The sequence below is a fragment of the Kosmotoga sp. DU53 genome (assembly GCF_001639905.1).
Classification (GTDB): Bacteria; Thermotogota; Thermotogae; order Petrotogales; family Kosmotogaceae; genus Kosmotoga; species Kosmotoga olearia.
Map to the genome: position 1 here is coordinate 1 of NZ_JGCK01000009.1, position 19,048 is coordinate 19,048.

At 45.6% G+C, this 19,048-nt stretch carries 14 protein-coding genes and 2 pseudogenes; 4 read left to right on the forward strand and 12 right to left on the reverse strand.

Annotated features, from left to right (window positions below):
• Window positions 1–134 (reverse strand): annotated as a pseudogene (locus tag DU53_RS12085) (IS256 family transposase); the annotation flags it as partial.
• Window positions 135–849: 715 nt separating this feature from the next.
• On the opposite strand from DU53_RS12085, the gene DU53_RS00830 reads away from it, so the two are divergent.
• The 4 genes from DU53_RS00830 to DU53_RS00845 all read left to right on the forward strand — a co-directional run bounded on the left by DU53_RS00830 (window position 850) and on the right by DU53_RS00845 (window position 4,788).
• A complete protein-coding gene (locus DU53_RS00830) occupies window positions 850–2,013 on the forward strand; it encodes an ATP-binding protein (RefSeq protein WP_063726988.1) in 1,164 nt (387 codons plus the stop codon).
• A gap of 313 nt (window positions 2,014–2,326) precedes the next feature.
• Complete coding sequence (locus DU53_RS00835) at window positions 2,327–3,061, forward strand: cytochrome c biogenesis CcdA family protein (protein WP_012744708.1); 735 nt, start codon at window positions 2,327–2,329, stop codon at window positions 3,059–3,061.
• Window positions 3,062–3,073: 12 nt separating this feature from the next.
• Window positions 3,074–3,751 (forward strand): thioredoxin fold domain-containing protein, encoded by a 678-nt coding sequence (locus DU53_RS00840; RefSeq protein WP_063726990.1) that lies wholly within the window; start codon window positions 3,074–3,076, stop codon window positions 3,749–3,751.
• Window positions 3,752–3,972: 221 nt separating this feature from the next.
• Window positions 3,973–4,788, forward strand: a complete 816-nt coding sequence (locus DU53_RS00845) for a VIT1/CCC1 transporter family protein (RefSeq protein ID WP_012744710.1) — start codon at window positions 3,973–3,975, stop codon at window positions 4,786–4,788.
• Here the strand turns inward: DU53_RS00845 and DU53_RS00850 are convergent.
• From DU53_RS00850 to asnS, 11 genes and pseudogenes are all read right to left on the reverse strand, one after another.
• The gene (locus DU53_RS00850) at window positions 4,772–5,335 is read right to left on the reverse strand and encodes a macro domain-containing protein (protein WP_082853724.1); all 564 of its coding nucleotides are present in this window, start codon (window positions 5,333–5,335) and stop codon (window positions 4,772–4,774) included. The two genes, DU53_RS00845 and DU53_RS00850, sit on opposite strands and share 17 nt — an antisense overlap.
• Before the next feature lie 349 nt (window positions 5,336–5,684).
• Window positions 5,685–6,509, reverse strand: a complete 825-nt coding sequence (locus DU53_RS00855; RefSeq protein WP_063727024.1) for a sulfite exporter TauE/SafE family protein — start codon at window positions 6,507–6,509, stop codon at window positions 5,685–5,687.
• A 952-nt stretch (window positions 6,510–7,461) separates the two neighbouring features.
• Window positions 7,462–8,745, reverse strand: coding sequence for a replication-associated recombination protein A (locus tag DU53_RS00860; RefSeq protein WP_235599642.1), 1,284 nt, complete (start codon window positions 8,743–8,745; stop codon window positions 7,462–7,464).
• Window positions 8,732–9,674 (reverse strand): annotated as a pseudogene (locus DU53_RS13290) (SDR family oxidoreductase). The gene DU53_RS00860 and the pseudogene DU53_RS13290 overlap by 14 nt, the downstream one beginning before the upstream one ends.
• Before the next feature lie 10 nt (window positions 9,675–9,684).
• On the reverse strand, window positions 9,685–10,308 hold the full coding sequence (locus DU53_RS00870) for a uracil-DNA glycosylase family protein (protein ID WP_063726995.1): 624 nt from the start codon (window positions 10,306–10,308) through the stop codon (window positions 9,685–9,687).
• An 18-nt stretch (window positions 10,309–10,326) separates the two neighbouring features.
• Entirely contained in the window at window positions 10,327–14,745 is a 4,419-nt protein-coding gene (locus tag DU53_RS00875; RefSeq protein ID WP_082853726.1) for an LptF/LptG family permease, read from the reverse strand.
• A 24-nt stretch (window positions 14,746–14,769) separates the two neighbouring features.
• Window positions 14,770–15,405: a phosphate uptake regulator PhoU gene (locus tag DU53_RS00880; RefSeq protein WP_082853727.1), complete on the reverse strand. Its 636-nt coding sequence runs from the start codon at window positions 15,403–15,405 to the stop codon at window positions 14,770–14,772.
• Between the two features lie 46 nt (window positions 15,406–15,451).
• Window positions 15,452–16,276 carry an NAD(+)/NADH kinase gene (locus DU53_RS00885; protein WP_063726997.1) on the reverse strand — a complete coding sequence of 275 codons (825 nt, stop codon included), beginning with the start codon at window positions 16,274–16,276 and terminating at the stop codon, window positions 15,452–15,454.
• Window positions 16,277–16,285: 9 nt separating this feature from the next.
• Complete coding sequence (locus DU53_RS00890) at window positions 16,286–16,603, reverse strand: YggT family protein (RefSeq protein ID WP_063726999.1); 318 nt, start codon at window positions 16,601–16,603, stop codon at window positions 16,286–16,288.
• A gap of 12 nt (window positions 16,604–16,615) precedes the next feature.
• Window positions 16,616–17,644, reverse strand: a complete 1,029-nt coding sequence (gene ruvB, locus DU53_RS00895; protein ID WP_012744720.1) for a Holliday junction branch migration DNA helicase RuvB — start codon at window positions 17,642–17,644, stop codon at window positions 16,616–16,618.
• 9 nt (window positions 17,645–17,653) lie between these two features.
• Window positions 17,654–18,952 carry an asparagine--tRNA ligase gene (gene asnS, locus DU53_RS00900; RefSeq protein WP_063727001.1) on the reverse strand — a complete coding sequence of 433 codons (1,299 nt, stop codon included), beginning with the start codon at window positions 18,950–18,952 and terminating at the stop codon, window positions 17,654–17,656.
• Window positions 18,953–19,048 lie beyond the last annotated feature (96 nt).

Genomic DNA, 19,048 nt, shown 5'->3' on the forward strand with positions numbered 1-19,048 from the left:
TCAAGTTCCGTTTCCAGCATCTCTTTAATGATGTCTCCAAATAATTCTTTTACAAGATTTTCCGCGTCTTCTGTTGTCTTTAATTTCCTCTCTCGTACCAATCTCTTCATTGCTTCTTTGTCAAAGTTTCCCACTGTTCTCCCTCCTTAGCTTTTTGTTATTTTCTCATATTTCGGAGGGAGTTTACACAAAATTGCTAACAGACCCTGTTTTTTTGCATTTTTGGTTGATGTTGACATCCTCAATCCTTCCCCCCTTCGCAAGTAACAGGCCCTTTCGGTTCCTGTTACCCCCATCGCTCAAGGCGATAGTCCCTACTCCTTTCAGAGAGGTTCAACACTACTACGGGTTCATCTGCCATCCTCCTCCGCTTCACCGGTCCTTGGGTCTCCCCTTGTTCCGGCTTACCCATCTTGGGACGAGTGAGGACTTCCCCGGGTAAGACATACAGCTTTCATCCGAATCCTGCCATCCCAACCTGTAGAGTTGGAGTTCGGGCTTCCCCATGTAAGGCAAGGTTACCCTCTCTACCGGCCAACACTGGTTCACTTTCGTTCAGTTCCGGATTTTGCCTTAGGCTTCCTTCAGATTCACCGTTACCAGTGACACCCTTGCCCTCAGCTAATGCTTATCTCGCTCCCCGCATTCGGGACTTTCACCCTATAGTTGTATGTCATGCCGGGCACACCTTACCCACGCGCAGCGTGCTCACCAGCCGCGTAGCGGCACTCTCGGATCTCGATTCTCGGCTCTCGGTTTTTATACAGCATGCTGTGCCCTCGTGTGGTTCCATCGTGGTAACATCTTATGTTATAATGGTATCATCATGACACCAGCGAGGTGAACTATATGGACAAAAACGAAATCGTTGAACGTCTGGAAAGTTTTCAACAAAGGTTATTACAGCTGCTTCCACAGAAATTCAGGCCTGTATTCGATTCAATTACCCTCGACGCAAGAGCTTATTTAATAACCGGACCAAGAGGTGTTGGAAAAACCACATTTTTGCTATCCAGTATAAAAAACGTTCATGGTTTATATTTTTCCGCAGACAACCCAATTACACTTTCTATTCCTCTCTTCGATCTTGTCGAAGCAATCTTTATGCTAGGATACGAACAGGTTTTTATCGATGAAATACACAACGCTAAAGACTGGAGCATACATGTAAAAGCATTGTACGATTCTTTTCCAAACAAAAAAATCGTTATAAGCGACAGCAGTAGCGTGCTTCTCAGAAGAGGATTAGGTGATCTCTCAAGAAGGTTCCTGATAAAACGAATCCCTTTAATGTCTTTAAGAGAATACATCTATCTGAAGACAAATGTAACCCTGCCATGTTTTGACCCCTTTAGCTCAACACCTTCGGAAATGCTCACAAGCGTAAAAAATATCAACATAATGAAGGCATACCGGGATTATCTGAAAGAAGGGTTCAGACCAATTTTCTTAGAAGACTCCTATCCTGAAAGGCTCTGGAATATAATCGAAAAAATCATCTACAAAGATATCCCCTTCTTTGTCCCTCAACTTGCCGAAAACCACCTCCGTTTCATGAATGCGGTCATTGGACATCTCGCAGTATCTAAAATACCGACAGTCAATGTCAACAGCCTGTGCAGCAAATGGGAACTCGGAAAGAGGAAACTATACCAACTGCTCACCGCTATGGAACATACAGGATTGATAAGGATCATAAGAAAGAAAAACGACACAAAGGTAAACTCAATCGGTGCAAAGATCTTTCTCGAAGAGCCATCGATTTATTACCTTTTCGATGGCGAAATCGGAAACATCCGTGAATGCTACGTAACCACTCTTCTGCAAGAAAGCGGTAAAGCGGTATACGCATCAGATAATGAACAAAATGCTGATTTCATCGTCGATGGAATAAAACTTGAAGTCGGAGGAAAAAACAAAAACATAAAGGAAGCAGACTTCGTTATAAAAGATGATATCGATGTTCCCGTAAGAAACACCTTGCCAATGTGGACCCTCGGTTTTATGTATTAAGATTCACTTCGCGAAGCCTGTGCTCTGCCTCTCATCCCTTCACCCCCTTTTCTTTCATACTATCACTTCGTTATCTCTTGTCCTATTTCTTTAGGGGGTGATTACGGAGACAACCACGTAGTGGTTCGGAACAACTCCGAAGGAGTTCGCGTCCGCTGCCCTGCAGCGCACAGCGTCCGCAAGCGTCAACGTCGTGAGCCTCCTGAGCGCTGCTCACACTTCCGCCGCGTAGCGGCACTCTCGGATCTCGGTTCTCAGATTCTCGGTTTTATGTAGTATAATAGATATAAACCATAATACCGGGGGTAGGTATATGAACGAATTTACTCTGGCTGCAACGGCATCAAACCTCTTGCAAAGCCCGGGAGGTATTTCACCACTCATAAGTGTGAGCGTCAGCTATAGCAGCGCGATTCTCGGTGGGCTGCTTTCCTTTTTCTCGCCGTGTGTTTTGCCGCTGATCCCCATTTTCTTCGGGGTTCTGATGGCAGGTGCAGAAAGCGCAAAAGTGCGGTTTTTTAGAGGTTTGTCGTTCACCATTGGAATGTCTCTCTTTTTCTTCCTGTTGGGTACAGGTGCCGGAGGCCTGGGACAATTCATAAGAAGAAACGAAACGCTGATGAACATCCTCTCTGGCTCGCTGTTCATCGCCTTTGCTTTTATGTACTTATTTGAGGTAGGATTTAAGGGAGTGAGGGTAAACGCGTGGAAATTCAGCGGCAGTGTCTTTAGCGGTTTTCTTTTAGGTTCAGTTCTCGGCCTGATCTGGGTTCCATGTGCTGGCCCGATACTCGGCTCAATCCTGGTACTTGCTGCCAATCAGGGAACAGCTGCTAAAGGCGGAATGCTTCTTCTCACTTACTCTCTTGGTTTGAGCATACCTTTTCTGACCCTGAGCGGCGTTGTAGCAAAAATAACGTCCAGATTAAGTTTTGGAGGGGAATCGAAAGCCAGAAGGATTGTGAGGATCATCGTTTTCATACTGCTATTCGGTGCAGGAATTTTGACTCTCTTTGGCAAATTGAATCTATTGCAGTTTACAGCTTAGGAGGTAGGTAGAATGAAAAGGATAATGGTTCTATTTTCAGTGCTGGTTATTGCAACACTATCGCTGGCATACATCGGAAAACTCGATGATTTCAATGTTGGTATGAAACTCGCAAAGCTTGAAAAAAAGCAATTGATTGTAATGTTCTCGGACCCTTCCTGCTTTTACTGCACGAAATTCCAGAAGGAAACGCTTGTGAACGATAAAGTACAAGAACTCCTCAAAGCCGGGTATATATTCGTGGAAATATACCCCGGAGAAGAAGAGGCTACCATAGAGGTTAACGGAAAGACCTATAACTTTTCGTACTCAGAACTCTATGCCGCTTTTGAGGTCAGAGGCACACCAACGTTCTGGTTCTTCGATGAAAACGGTACTCCTATAACAAACCTACCGGGTTACGCTCCAGCGGATATCTTTGTAAAGGTACTACAATATATGGGTGAAAAGGCGTATAAGAAAGGCATTACCTTCGATGCCTATACAAAGCAGAATAGCGACTATATTGGAGAAAGTAAATTGATCAAGCTCACAAAGAAAGAAGCGGATTTCGTTCTTGAAAATGATCCTTTAGCCAGGACGCACACCGGAGAGTTTGACAGATACACCATCTGGGTAACGGAAAATGAAGCGCTTGCCAGTGAACTCATATCCAAAGGAGCTTTCAGGGTTATCCTGGTAATTGAATAACAACTCAATACTGTACGGCTTTCCCTCGAAAAAACACCTATAACTAGCTATTACTCCTGAACACACAGCTGTTGTGTTATACTACATGTGTGAGAAAAATTGTTCTCACACTTTTATTGCTGTACATCAACAAAATTGACAAACACCGTATCCTGAAAATAACAGCAAAGATATTATGCAAAAAAATACGTCAATAGAAAATCCAAAGGGGGAGAAAACAAATGTCCTTCAAGAAAACCAGGATTCAACTTGCACGGGAAGCCTTCAAGAGAAGAGACCTTTCCTTACACCAGATGGCCCACGACCCCAAAAAGATCGGTCAGGAGCCCTGGCACAAAACGGAAGCGGGAAGATACATAGGATCCGCTGTATATGGTGCCAGTGATGGCATAGTGACTACCTTTGCAGTTGTCGCCGGTGTCGCCGGAGCTCAGCTTGACCCAAAAATAGTTCTCATAATGGGGTTCGCCAACCTCTTCGCTGATGGATTTTCCATGGCTGTTGGAGATTACCTGTCAGAAAAATCCGAACAGGACTATATAAAGAGTGAACGTGAGCGTGAAGCCTGGGAAGTGGATGTTAACCCGGAAGGTGAACGCGAAGAAATAAGAGAGATATACAAACGAAAAGGTTTGAAGGGTGAAAAGCTCGAACAGATGGTTGAATTGATCACATCGGACAAAGAATTGTGGATTGATACCATGATGAAGGAAGAGCTCGGGATCATGGAAGATGAAGGAAGTTCTCCACTGAAAAGCGCTATCGTAACCTTCCTCTCTTTCGTTATCGCGGGATTCATGCCTTTAGTGGCTTACGTCTTCGCTTCTCTCGTACCCTTTTTCTCTCAGAACATGTTTTTATCAGCGAGCTTAATAACGGCAGCAACTTTGTTTGTCGTTGGATCGCTGCGGCAGATGGTTACTGGAGTAAACTGGCTCATAGGCGGGCTTGAAATGTTGCTTGTGGGCGGACTTTCGGCAACGGTGGCTTACGGTATCGGGTATCTTTTAAGAACGGTATTCAACGTTGTAATTTGAAAAACTCCTCCGATACCTTTTCAAAAACCTCCGTCGTAGCTCTATCGATATTACAGACACGTATCAGCGATAAGGGCGTATCCCTGTAATTTTCAAAGTAATATTCGACAGCCCTGAAAAAGCATCGTGCGCAAAGATCCTTTGGAACACCAAATATACCTGAAGATACCGCTGGAACTGACAGGGTTTTGACACCGAGTTTTCCGGCGGTTTTAAACGCATTTAAAAAGCTCTCATAGAGAAGCTCTTCCACGTTCTCCTGTCCGTAACGGGGACCGTAAACGTGAATGATGTACTTAGGATGAAGACTCCCGGCACCGGTAACAGCCACCTCTGAAACCTCAAGAGGGCCGTTTTTTCTGATAATCCTATCACTCTCCTCCTGTATTATCTTCCCCCCAGCCCTTAAAATGGCGCCAGCAACCCCACCGCCATGCCTGAGATAACCGTTGGCGGCGTTCACTATGGCATCCACTTCCTCTTTAGTTATATCGCCCTGTACTATCTGAATTATTTTTCCATCCTCCAATACAATACTCTTCACCATCATCATCCCCCCAAAGAATCGATAAGTTCAGAAACGAGCTATCAGCCCGCCGCGGTAAAACACTGGTGCAATCCTCATTCGCTCTTTCTCCTGAGATTGCTAACCATCTTAAAATATATTATCCATCCAACTTTTCTTTTCGATTGCTTTCTTTTCCCTCATCTCAAGCCTTGTCTGTTCAATTCTTATTATAAGATATTCCGTTACATAAATGAACAGTAAAAACGTTCTCTATCTCAGGCGATGATGTGTTGTATCCTGCCAATGAAACCTCTACTTTTCGGCAACTAAAATAAAAAATCTGGCGAACCACTCTATGAGTGACTCGCCAGATATGTTCTACTCTCAATCATAGCGGTAAATGCAGCCAGCTGAACACCCCTATCATCTTTAAGCTCATGTAGATCATTACAACTATGAAAGCGTATTTCAACTGTTTGGCTGGCAGTTTATGGGCAGCCTTTACCCCAATTTGAGCCATGGGAACACTCGTTCCCGTTAACAGAATCCATTGCAGAAGGTTAACATACCCTATGGAGTATGCAGGCAATCCCGAAACGTTCAGGCCATTGATCACGTAAGATAAAATTCCACCGATCGAAGTAAATATCATTAAGGCTGTCGATGTTCCAACCGCCTGATGCATCTTGAATCTTAAAGCAATAACCATTACTGGTATCATCAATACACCGCCACCTATCCCGATAATCCCGGACACTATACCTAGTGGAAACCCCCATAGTATGTAAGTCAGAACACTGTCAACAGGTTTACTTTCCACCTTGATAGGTTTAGCCGTTAGCATCCTGATAGCACCCGCCAGGATCGCCAACCCAAAAGCTATTTTTAGGAAGTTACCGGGCACATGTGTGGCGATAAACCCGCCAACAAACGCTCCTGCTAGTCCCGTCAATCCAAGAACGATACCCGCTTTCCATAGAACCGCTTCTTTGCGGTGATGCCCAAATGCACCGCTGATCGCCGTAGGCAAAACAACCAAAAGATTCGTCCCGAAGGAAACTCGAATAGCTATTGTGGGATCAACTCCTATGGAGGTTAACACCCAGAACTGAACGGGTACCATGAGAAAGCAACCACCTACGCCAAGAAGCCCGGAAGCAAAGCCAACACCAGCCCCGGTAATCAGAAGAATCACAATATGTATCATTTGCATCTGCACAATTAGCTCCTCCTTTCAGTTATCTCATCAAATTCGTTGCCTTTTCAGCCAGACTCTTCGGAGGAGCTCATTCCCCAACCATCCCACCAGCATTTACACACACACGCATGCATTATCCTTATTCAGACTTCCTCCCTTTTTTCACAAGATGTTTATACTTATGGTGGTTTGCATCAAAAACATATATATGTTAATTTCACCCTTCTATATTTTATTCCCTCAATGTTTTCATTTTTGTTTTGATTTTTAGAACAAAAGAGAAAAAACAGCGAGAAGGCTGCTATGCAGCGACATAAAACGTTGTGGGTTGTAGGTTGTACGTAAAAAACGAGAATCCGAGAACCGATAGCTGCTGCGCAGCCGAGGCTTGCAACGCTGTCAGCTGGTAGAGCGACGCTTGCGAGGCTGAGGCTTGCGGACGCTGATTAAAAGCCGAGATTCGTTCGCGTGGGTAAGCCCTGCTATGCTGGGGTAAGCCTGACTACGTCAGGGGTGCGAACTGCTTCGCAGTTGAAAAAACCGTCATTCTGGAGATGTTCTATCCAGAATCTTGTTTTTCAAGTACAAGATCCTGAATCAAGTTCAGGATGACGGGTGTACGAAAAATCGTAGATTCGACCGGCTGCGCCGGTGCTTCGAACTCCTGGTAAGAATCGAGAGTCCGAGAGTCGGAGAACCGAGAGCTGCTGCGCCGCCGAGGCTTGCAACGCTGTCAGATGGTGGAGCGACGTTCGAAGACTGTAAAAAGCGAAAATGTTTGTCGTCTTTACCATCTCGGATTCTCGGTTCTCGGCTCTCGGTTTTTATACAGCATACTGTGCCTTTTATTATGCCAGATTTTCTGCAAACCTGATAATACAAGACGTTTGCGAAGGCTGGGCACTGCTACGCAGCTCTCGATCCTCACACGCAATCTACAACCCACAACGGTTCTATACCCTGTGCATCACTCGAATTTCTTCAACCCTTTCCATAGCTGTTCGAGACGGGCTTTTACGCTCTTTTCCCTGCCGTTTTCCGTGGGTTTGTAGAAAACCATGTTTTTTATTTTATCGGGAAGATACAGCTCCCGGGAAAAGCCACCGGAGTCGTGGGGATAGTTGTAGTCTTTCCCGTAGCCCATTTTTTTCATCATGTCTGTAACCGGGTTTCGCAGTTTCAAGGGAACCTCTAAGTTGGGATATTTTTTTATAACTTCCCGAGCGGCTTTCTGCGCGAGATATACTGAATTGCTCTTTGAAGCAACGGAAAGATAGATCGCAGCTTCTGAAAGATTCAGGGTACATTCCGGAAGCCCCACCCTCTCCACAGCCTGAAACGCCGATACAGCGACCAGCAGCGCCATGGGATCGGCCAATCCTATATCTTCGGAAGCGAGTATAACCATCCTTCGGGCTATGAATTTGGGATCCTCACCAGCTTCGATCATGCGCATCATGTAATAAACGGCAGCATCTGGATCGCTGCCGCGCATACTTTTTATGAATGCTGAAATAAGGTCATAATGTTCTTCTCCGGCTTTTCTGTAACGCTTATGGGAGATGATGGGCAGTTCGTCGAGTATGTCAACATCCAGTTCTTTGTACCCCATCGCGGCGGCGTTTTCATAGAGCGTTTCAAGGAAATTCAGTGCGACCCGCGCATCACCGCCAGCATTTTCTGCCAATATCCTAACAAGGTCTTCCGATATGGCTATGCCCAGCGATGAAAGCCTTTCGTCTTTCTCAAGGGCTCTGTGAAGGAGTTGAACCGTATCTTCCGGTGAAAGCTGCCTCAACACGAGCAGCCGGCACCGGGAAAGGAGCGCTGGATTGACTTCGAAACTCGGATTTTCCGTAGTAGCACCGATCAGGGTAACTGTTCCATCTTCAACCACTGGAAGGAAGACATCCTGCTGCGTTTTGTTGAGCCTGTGAATCTCATCTACGAAGAGGACGAGATGTTTACCGTATTTCCTTAGTTGCCTCGCCCTCTCGAAGATTTTCTTTAGATCCGCTGTTCCCTGCAGGCTTGCGCTGAAAGCGACGAACTCGTATTTGTCATCTGCCAACGACTCTTTAATGAGCCTCGCGATCGTTGTTTTACCCGATCCCGGAGGGCCAAACAGGATCATTGAGAACACATAGCCGCTTTCTACTGCCCGGCGGATTATCCCGTTTTTTCCGGTAAGGTGTTCCTGGCCAACCAGATCGTCAAAGTTGCGGGGCCTCAGGCGCTCACTCAGAGGCACCCATTTCTGTTCTGAAGAACTCAACTGTTTTCACCAGCCCATCTTCGAGTTTCACAGTGGGTTCCCAGCCCATGAGCTCTTTCGCTTTGTCCCACTTCAAAATGGATTTTCTCAAATCGCCGGGTCTCGGGTCAGCATACACCGGTTCTTTCTGGTAGCCTGTAATCTCTTTTAACAAAGCGAAGAGTTCGTTTACAGATGTTCCGATACCCGTGCCTATGTTTATCACTTCGTTTTCCACTTTCTCCATGGCGAGGACGTTCGCGTGTGCAACATCGCCGGCATAAACATAATCCCGGACATTTTCACCGTCACCGAAGACAATGACCTCGTCGTTAGCCAGCATCCTCTTTGAAAAGATCGCGACCACGCCAGCCTCGCCGTGAGGATCCTGCCTTTCGCCGTAAACGTTGGCGTATCTCAACGCAACGTATTTGAGCCCGTACTGCTCGCTGTAAAACCTCAGATAATTCTCAACGGAAAACTTGGCTATGCCGTACGGACGAAAAAGGCTTCGGGAATTCTTTCTCCGATGTGGGAATTTCCGAGACATCGTCTCCATAGATAGCGCCGCCGGTAGAAGAAAAGATGAATTTCTCGACACCGTACTTAACCGAAAGGTTGAGCAGGTTCAACGTCCCTAATATGTTGATCCTTGCATCTTCGATGGGATCTTTCACGGATTGCGATACGCTTATCTGTGCCGCCAGGTGAAAGACATAACGGGGCTTATGGAGCATGAAGACGCGTTCCATCATCTCGAGATCCGTTATATCCTGCTGGTAAAACAACGCTCTTGGGTCGAGATTTTCGATTTTTCCTGAGGAAAGATTATCGATAACGATGGGCCCCATATTCATCTCAATCAGCTCGTTAACAACGTGAGATCCTATAAAACCTGCACCGCCTGTAACCACAATATTTTCCATTTTAACCCTCCTAATCCTCCAAAGAAATCTCTCTTCCGTTTATCACCTGATCGTACATTTTTCTCACCTTCTGTATATCCTCCCAGGTAAGCCTTTTTGGGGAACCCGGTGCCGTGGACGGGTTCCTCAAAAGATAGCTGGGATGGAACATTCCAAAGACCTTTATGCCCCAATGCCAATCGAAGAGTTTTCCCCTGTATTTGGTAATCTGGACCTTTTCCGATTCGAGAAATGCTGCCAGAGCAGTCGCGCCAAGACACACGATGAGTTTGGGTTTTATCACCGCAAGCTGTGATAAAAGATAAGGCTCACAGGCCTTCATCTCCTGGAGGGTTGGTGTCCTGTTGTTTGGCGGTCTGCATTTCACTATATTGGTGATATAAACATCCTCTCTCGAAAGTCCCACTGATTCCAGTATTTTTGTGAGGAGTTTTCCCGCTCTACCAACAAAAGGGCGTCCGGTGGCATCTTCATCTGCTCCAGGGCCTTCTCCTACAAAGACCACCGGCGAATCCAAAGAGCCTTCACCCGGAACAACGTTCGTTCTGGTCAGATGGAGAGGGCACAAGTTGCACTCCTCGATTTTTCGTATTATTCCCATCATAAGTTCTTTCTTTTTCACATATTCGGTCATTATACTTCCACCTCTCGATCAGAACTTGAATTTAAAGAACGGTTTATAGCCTTGCGAAAGCCCAAAGACGAGGTATCTGTCGGGCATCGCTTTGATGTAATATTTTAACCCGAGGAAATTCAAAACATCCGCTAAAGAAGTAGGACTGAGGTTAAGTTCCAGAATTCCTTCTAAAGCCATACAATGCAAATCTATATACAGAGGTTTTTCTTTTCTGTAAAGCTCAGACCAGTCTAAATATGATCCCGGAGATAGCCCTATCTGGAGATAACTTTCTCCTTCTTTTAACTGCAATTTGATATGCCGGAGCAGGCTCTTTCCCAGTCGAAGATCGTTCATACTCAATATAAAGTAATTCTTCAGGGTTTCCTCTTTTCCAAAACTAACGCTAATACCGTAATCCTCAAAGGATTTGCCTGTACCGCTAACAAGGGTTTTGCCATCGAAAACAACCTTCTGAACGCCTATCGCATATTCGTATTCTCCTGTCGGCTCTCCCGTTGAGGAAGCTGAAGCGCTTGCCAGATAAAAACCTTCCAATTTCACATTGCTAAATTTGAGGCTCGCGATATCCGTATAGAAAAACTTTACGTACTTTGGCGTGGTGGTATATAACACCTCAAAGGTGCTGAAATACTTCGCAGGGAAGGCTTTATAATTGTCGTATTTGCTGAATCTCGCATACCCCGTCGTAAAATCTATAACGGCTTTATTTATCGAGAAAGCTGGCGTACTGAATTCACCCAGCTCCAACCTTATCCTATCAAAATAATTCTTTTTTCTGTACACGTATGGATAGGAAAACTTCAGGGATGTTTTGAAATCATCACCGATACGCAGTGTGGTATTCAGGGAGATCTTATTTTCATCTTCACCATCCTGATCGATATCAGCTGTCCAGCCAAGATTGAAGGTGAAACCATAAGATCCTTCTTTATATTCTATCTTCTCGTTTCCCTCAATATTTCCAAAACTTCCTGTTGACCAGTCGTAAACGGTCTTCATTTTGTGACTAAAGGATCCGGCGGCAAGGCTAAACTCCAAAGAGGTTTCCGTTGCACTCAATCCCTGCAATTCACTATCGGTCTTGTAACTTAATGAAACCGGATCTTTAGCTATTTTTCCTGATATCTCCAGTGTTCCCGTACCGAAGAAGGAAGCATCTCTTGTGGGGAAGAGTCCGCTGTAATCTACATTCATGTTGTAATTTACATCAACAATTCCTGTTTTGAGCTTTGCAGTTAACCTGCCTGGATGGGTCAACTCCATATCATTGAATATCCCGGAGAATAGATCCGATGGGCTCGCAACAGCGGTGGGATTGTACTCAATACCGGCAGAAAAGCCCTTCAACGGGGTTAAATTGAAAGAATTCTTCAGGCTCAATTCCATTCTATCTTCGCTGAGATAATCTGAAATACTGGAAAGATCAAAGCTAGCCGGTGCATCCTTTGTCAGTTTCCAGCTGAACTTCGGAACAATGGAACTGGAAAACCCTCCCCCTTTAAACTCGTAATCCAGCAGTTTAAGCGTTCTGGATAGAGCATTATCCGCTGTTAACGCCCAGCTGTTGTCTTGATACAGGGCATAGATTATACTGGAATTGAAGTCTAACCAGCCTTTGTAGCTTATCTTAAAGGGTTCTATCCAGAAGAGTTTTGGGTGTTCCTGTTGATAAGAGCTGTCTGTGGAATAGTCCAGAGCGTAGTTACCGCTGATCATTAATTTCGAGTCCTTCGACGTGTAACTGAATCTGTTCTTCCCTATGTTTTTCGTTGTATAAGGCATTTTGATATTCACGGTCATATCAGAAGCATCGAAGGTACTCTCAATATCACCGGTTGTGGTAAAACGCCCTAACTTCACCTCATAACGTTTGGCCTCGAAAATGAAGTCTTCGATGTTCTCTGGTGCTAAAATCTCTCCCCAACTTGAGGATGTTGACTCAAGCTTGAAATTGAATGACTGCAATTTTGTGGTTAATATATCTGTATCCAGTTTCAAACCGGTCAATGACAACGTCCCGGTGACAGTGTATGTTGGAGCCGGTATTGTTATCGATGTCGATACATCAGATGTTTGATCTTCTGTATATTCAATAAATCTTTTTGCATTCAGGGATCCAGAAAGCGTTTTCATGGCGAAAGAACCTGAACCGACTTTCATCGAAAAGTTCGCCGGTACCGAAAGTTTTGTCAGGGCTGCATTCCAGAGATAAAGTTCCGCATCTTCTCTTTCAAACAATGCTCCGGAGAATCCAAGGTAGTACTCAAGATCCTTTGAACGATTGCTACCGGTGATGTTAAAGAGATAAAGCTTATCCATTCCAAAATCGCCCTTCAAAGTGAAAGCGTCTGCAGCAACGGATTTGCTGCCCACTTTTTTATTTGCAAAAGAGATCCTCTTAAAAGGTTCTTTTAGTAGTTCTGAAGGTGTTCCAGATACGGCGAGAAGGTTCAGCCTGTAATTCGGAAGGAATCCAGGTTCATAAAGTGCGTATCCACCCCAGCTTGCCGGTGAGCCATCTCCGTACTGACCGAGTAATCTCAATGTTCCAAATTCTTGCGCCGGCTCAACCTTCGCGGAAAGAGTGAAGATATCATCAGTTGATTCCCAGTCCCTTTCCCAGGATAGAGCAAGAAGCAACCAATCGATATCGAGATAGCGCAGGGTTGTGATCGTTTTCTTTTCCTGAATCGAGCTCAAATCAACCTGAAACGGCCGTCTTTCAGGATCATCCAGAGGAAAATAGTACCACGGAAGATAAAAGACCGGCACATCGAGAATCTTCATAAGCAGGTTTTTCACGATCACGTATTTTCCCGGTTCAACCTCAGCAGAACTGACGACAAAGCGATAATGAGGATGATCTTTGAGGTCACATGTCGTTAGATAGCCTTCTTTGAGCATCAACGTAGGAGTGGGTTCCATGGTGGATTCGGCAAGTTCCCCATAAACAAAAAAAGGGATCTTCTCCTCACTTTTATCGGATATTTTGAATTCGGTACGGGTTCGTACCTTCATCACTTCGATGGTCTCTTTGGTAAGATCAATTATAAGCCTCTGAGCTTCTATTATCTTTTCATCGCTGTGCATCACGACATTTCCCCAGAAGGAAATGGAAAGAGGTGTTTCATCTTTGAGTAATATAGAAGCATTTGAAGCACTGACTGTAGCGTTGAAACCCTCTGAAGTATATGTGAATTCCACACCATTGGTAAGGTATATCTCCCTACCCGAACCACTGACATCCCCGGCGGTGATACTCACCTTAGCACTAAAAGCAACTGTAAAAGAGAATATGAAGAGAAGCAGTACACCGAATCTGAAAAACCTCGAGAGGAATTCCCCCAATCTGTAAGAAGCCCTTGTGTCTATCAACAAGTATGTGATGATGCCGGTGATGGCAAAGATTATATTCGGAATCCAGGGGGCAAAGGCTGGATTCAAAAGATCCTCTTTTCCCATGGCGCTCAACCACGCACCCGATCCTTGATAGATGACGATCAAAATAAAAGTCAGGATAACCGACCAGGACTTTGAACGAAGGTTGAAGATCAACGAAAGGGGAACACCTATCATGACTATGACGAGCGGAGCAAGGGATAGAGAGTATTTTTCCTGAAGTGCAACTATCAGCGATGATGTTCTAACACCCAGTCTTGAAAAGGACGCGATTTTCTTTTTCAGCTCCGCACTTGTCATTTCCCTGGGGGATTTCGATTGCCTTATGTATTCCTGTATATCTGAGCCAAAATCCAGTTCGAGGGATTCAAAGCTCATATCGAAAGTCAGAAATCCTTTGGAATCCAGCTCGAATACCCTTCCGTCGTGCATTATCCACTTATCGCCCTCTTTGGTCGCGCTTTTTGCACTGGTTACGCGCGTCTTTCCCCCGGAAAGGTCATAGAGCAATATTTTCTTCAGTTCGCCGGTTTCAGGATCTATCTTCTTTATATACAAATATCTCCCTTTACCGTCTTCCATGAAAGCGTTCTCCTTTAATGTAACCTCGGGTCTACGGTATATAAATCTCGCCTGCGCTTCGTAGGCTTTTCTGTTGGCGTAAGGTACAATATAGTCGTTAAAGAGATAAGTAATACCGCTCAAAAGAACCGCAAAAATGACAAAGGGCAAAACGACGGTTTTCAAGGTAATACCGTGGGTCTGAAGGGCAATCAATTCATTATCCGATTGCATCCTCGAAAGTGTCCAGAATATAGCAAGCAAAACACCAACCGGTATCCCGAGAACAATAAAGTAAGGGAGATTGTAGTATATAAGCAGAAAGAGTTTATCTATTCCAACCTTGTACCTGACAATTAAGTCTGAAAGCTGATAAAGGAGTTCCAGACTCACAAAAATCAGAAATCCCCCGAGACCTATAAAAAAAGCACCCATGGACTGCTTGAAAATATATTTGATGAGTATCCGCAAGATCCGTCCCCCTCTGAATCCAGCCTATACACTACCGTTTTCCGATACTTCTTCCAGCGTGTCGTTAGCGCAGTGGTAGTATTTTCCCTCTGCTACATACATACTGCTCTCTATGATTTCAGTGCAGAGATCTCCTATCTCTTCAAGAAGCCTGAATATAGTCAGCAATTCGATTGCCCTTGAAACAAGTTTGGGAGATTCTTCCATAACGATCTTGAGCTCTTTTTCAACCTTATCCAGCATTTTATCAACCCTGTCGTCCTGCTCGCAGATCATTTGAGCATCGCTGAGGGAAGGATTTATAAGGTTATCTACCGCGTCAGCCAGCATCTTGTCCACTGTATCTATCATCTTTTTCAGGGTTTCATAAAAACCGATTGGTGGGTGCTTCGTAAGAAGAAGTGATTTGTTCGCCAGCGTAATGCACTTCTCCCCGATCATCCTCAACGTACGGGTTATATTGGCAGCCATTACAAGAAACCTCAATTCCCTTCCCATGGGCGTCAGCGTTCCCACAAGCCCGACGACTTTATTCTCAACAGAAAAGGCATGCTGATCCAGTATCGAAATGGAGTATAGGACATCCCGCGCATGATGTTCATTTCTGCTTAAAATAGCCAGAGAACATTTAGAAAAGAGGTTCTGGACGTAACGCGCCATATTTATTATTTCATGCTTGGTTTCCTCGTATCTTTCTCAGCCCTTTTTAGAGATCATCTTTAAGCCTCCCGCCAAAGGCAAGCTTTCTCTTCAATACACGTACAAAATCAAAACCGGCATCCCTTAAGAGTTTCACTTTTTTACCGGAAATTCCCGCAACGATCTCATCGCCGTCCCGCAGCACGGCTGTCAGTATTCCATCAAGGTAGAGTTTCATCGGGGCATTCTTTCCGTCAATCACTGTAACCTTTGTTTTTCTTGTGGAATCCACTATTATCGACCCGACAAAGGGGTTGTGAGGGGCAACGGGTGTTACCTGATAAACCTTTGCCATCGGATCTACCAGAGCACCGCCAATAGAAAGGTTGTAAGCCGTTGAACCAGTACCCGTGGACAGAATCACGCCATCACCGACGATTTTGTAAGCTGAAAAACCTTCTATTTCTACCTCTAAAGAGGTTGTACGGCTCGGATCGCCCCTTTCCACGGCACAATCATTGAGAACCTTATAACGTTTCTCCTTAAAGCTCACCTCAAGGAGATAGCGCTCTTCCATATGAAGCCTGTTGTCAACGAACTTTCCTATGGCACTTTCCAGTTCTCCGAGCTCAAAAGCCGCTAAAAAGCCAACACTACCGACCTTAAAGCTCAAAATCGGGAGATCGCGCTCAACAGCAAAGGGAACGGCTCTCAAAACCGTTCCATCGCCACCAAAGGTCATGATCACTTCTGGTTCGTAATCGTGATTTTGTTTCCCGGAAAAGGTATCGCCGATGAAAACATCTATGTTGAAAGATCCCAGAAAGGAAATTATCTTCTGAATCATCTCTTCATCGAGTCGTTTGTGGTTGAAAAACACAATGGCTTTCAATTGATCACCTCACAAACCGGAAGCAGCACGGATAACATACGACAGGTCAAAGAGAGAACCCACCAGGAACTGATCTATAAAAACCAGCACGAGTATGGCAACAAGAGGCGTATAATCCACAATTCCACTTCTCAAAAAAGGAAAGACCTTTCTCAATGGTCTTTCAACAAGGTCACTCAAGGCCTGAAAAAACATTCTGAAATTGCCGTAGTAATTTGGATTCAACCAGCTGAACAGAGCTGAAGCGATAACCGCGAAGATCTCAAACTCCACGAGAATCCTCAACACAAGAGCAACAGCATAAACAAGATTCGCAAGGACGAACATTTTCCCTCCTCCTTAGTCCCCTGTACTATCCCATAATGGACCGATCCCGTTAAATCTCGCAATACCGAGATGGCGGTAAGCTTTTTTCGTTGCCATACGGCCTCTGTTCGTTCGAACTATGAAACCGCTTTGCAACAGGTACGGCTCATATACCTCGCTTATCGTATCAGCTTCGATACCCACCGAGGCCGCGATGGCTTTGAGACCAGCAGGTCCACCTTCGTAATTCTCAATAAGAACCCTCAAGATCTTCCTGTCCATATCGTCGAGGCCTTCAGCGTCGATCCCCATGATCTTCATGGCATCCTCTACGGTCTTAGAGAGAATCTTCCCCGTACCGTCAACGGTGGCCAGATCCCTGACTCGTCTCAAAAGCCTGTTGGCGATTCTCGGCGTGCCTCTGGACCGGGAAGCGAGAAGCTCGGCAGCTTCGTCATCTATCTTCACTTCAAGCAGTCGCGCCGATCTCTTTATTATCTGCTTCAGCTCATCCGGGGTATAAAACTCGAGTTCGAGAACCATGCCGAACCTGTTCCTGAGCGGTGCGCCGATCAAACCTGAACGCGTTGTTGCCCCTACGAGCGTGAAAGGAGCGAGATCGAGCCTTATGGAACGCGCACTGGGGCCTTTCCCGATCATAATATCCAGCTTAAAATCTTCCATCGCAGAGTAAAGGATCTCCTCGATAGCACGGCCAAGGCGATGTATCTCATCGATAAACAACACATCGCCTTCCTCAAGGCTGGTAAGTATGGCAGCGAGATCGCCCTGCTTTTCTATGACGGGCCCGCTGGTAACGTAGATGTTCGTTCCCATCTCGTTGGCGATGATGTGGGCTAAGGTAGTTTTACCGAGCCCGGGCGGCCCCGCGAGCAAAACATGATCCAGGGCTTCGTTCCTGACTTTCGCTGCCTCTATGGAAATCTTCAGCCTCTGTTTGACGTTCCTTTGGCCTATATATTCATCCAGCCTCTGAGGCCTTAATGTCCGCGTTAACTGTTCCTCACCAATATCTTTTGGAGTAAGAAATCGTTCTTCCATTTTATCTCCTCACGGATGAATTCTGTAAAGTGTTCTTGCAAAGGGGATCGCTTCCCTTACATGTTCCAGCCCGGCTATCCAGGCCACGACCCTCTCGATCCCCATGCCGAATCCGCTGTGCGGCACAGAGCCGTATTCACGCAAATCGAGATACCAGCTGTAGGATTCCACATCAAGGCCAAACTCCTTGATGCGCTCTATAAGCAGTTCTTTATCCCAAATCCTCTCAGAAGCGCCGATTATCTCGCCGTAGCCTTCCGGAGCCAGCATATCGTCACAGAGAACCACGTCGGGATTCTCAGGATCGGGCTGCATGTAAAAGGCCTTCATCTTTCTCGGGTAGCGCTCGACTATAACAGGCTTATCGAATTCCTCAGCTATTGCCGTTTCCTCGTCACCGCCGATGTCGTCTCCCCAATCAACGTTAAATCCCTTCTTCTGAAGGAGCTTTATCGCGTCGGTGTAGGTGATTCTGGGGAACGGCGCTTCGATCTTCTCGAGTTTAGAGATATCCCTTCCAATGGCGTGCAGATGATTAGCAGCACGTTCGATGGTCTTCTGGACAACGTACGAAACGAGTTCTTCCTGAAGTTTCATGTTGTCCTCATGCTGGTAGTAGGCAACCTCCGCTTCGTTCATCCAGAATTCTATAAGATGCCTTCTCGTTTTTGACTTCTCCGCCCTAAAGGTCGGTCCAAGGTTATAAACCTTCCCGAGAGCCATACAGGCGGCCTCAAGGTAAAGCTGCCCCGTCTGGGCGAGGTACGCCTTGCCGTAGTCGAAATAATCGATTTCGAAACAGTTTCCCGCACTTTCACCGATAGATCCGGTGAATATTGGTGTGTCGATGAGCACAAAACCGCGCTCGTTATAGAAATCCCTCACGGCCCTGATTATCTCATGCCTGATGTGCAGGATGTGGAATTGCCTCTTTGATCTCAACCAGAGATGTCGATGGTCCATGAGATAATCGATCCCGTGGTCGGGCTTGTTTATCGGGAAATCCTTTTCAGGCTGGTGAACCACTTCTATTTCATCAATGAGCAGTTCAACACCTTCGGGAGCCCTGGGATCTTCCCTGACGATTCCGCGAACGATTATGCTCGACTCCATCTTCAGCTTTTTCGCCAGTTTGAAGAGTTCCTCGGATACCGAAGAGCGTTCGACAATTCCCTGAACGAACCCGGAACCGTCTCTCAAAGCGAGAAAGTGTATCTTACCACTCGAACGTTTTCTCCTGAGCCAGCCGCGTATCTCGACCCTTTCGCCGATGTGGTCTTTCAGATCACGTATATAAACCCAGTTCATTCAAACACCTCCAGATCCGCGTTCTTTTCCCGTTCCTTTCTTAGATTATAACAAAAATCCCCGGGACATTTCCCGGGGATTTTTGTAGTATGAAAA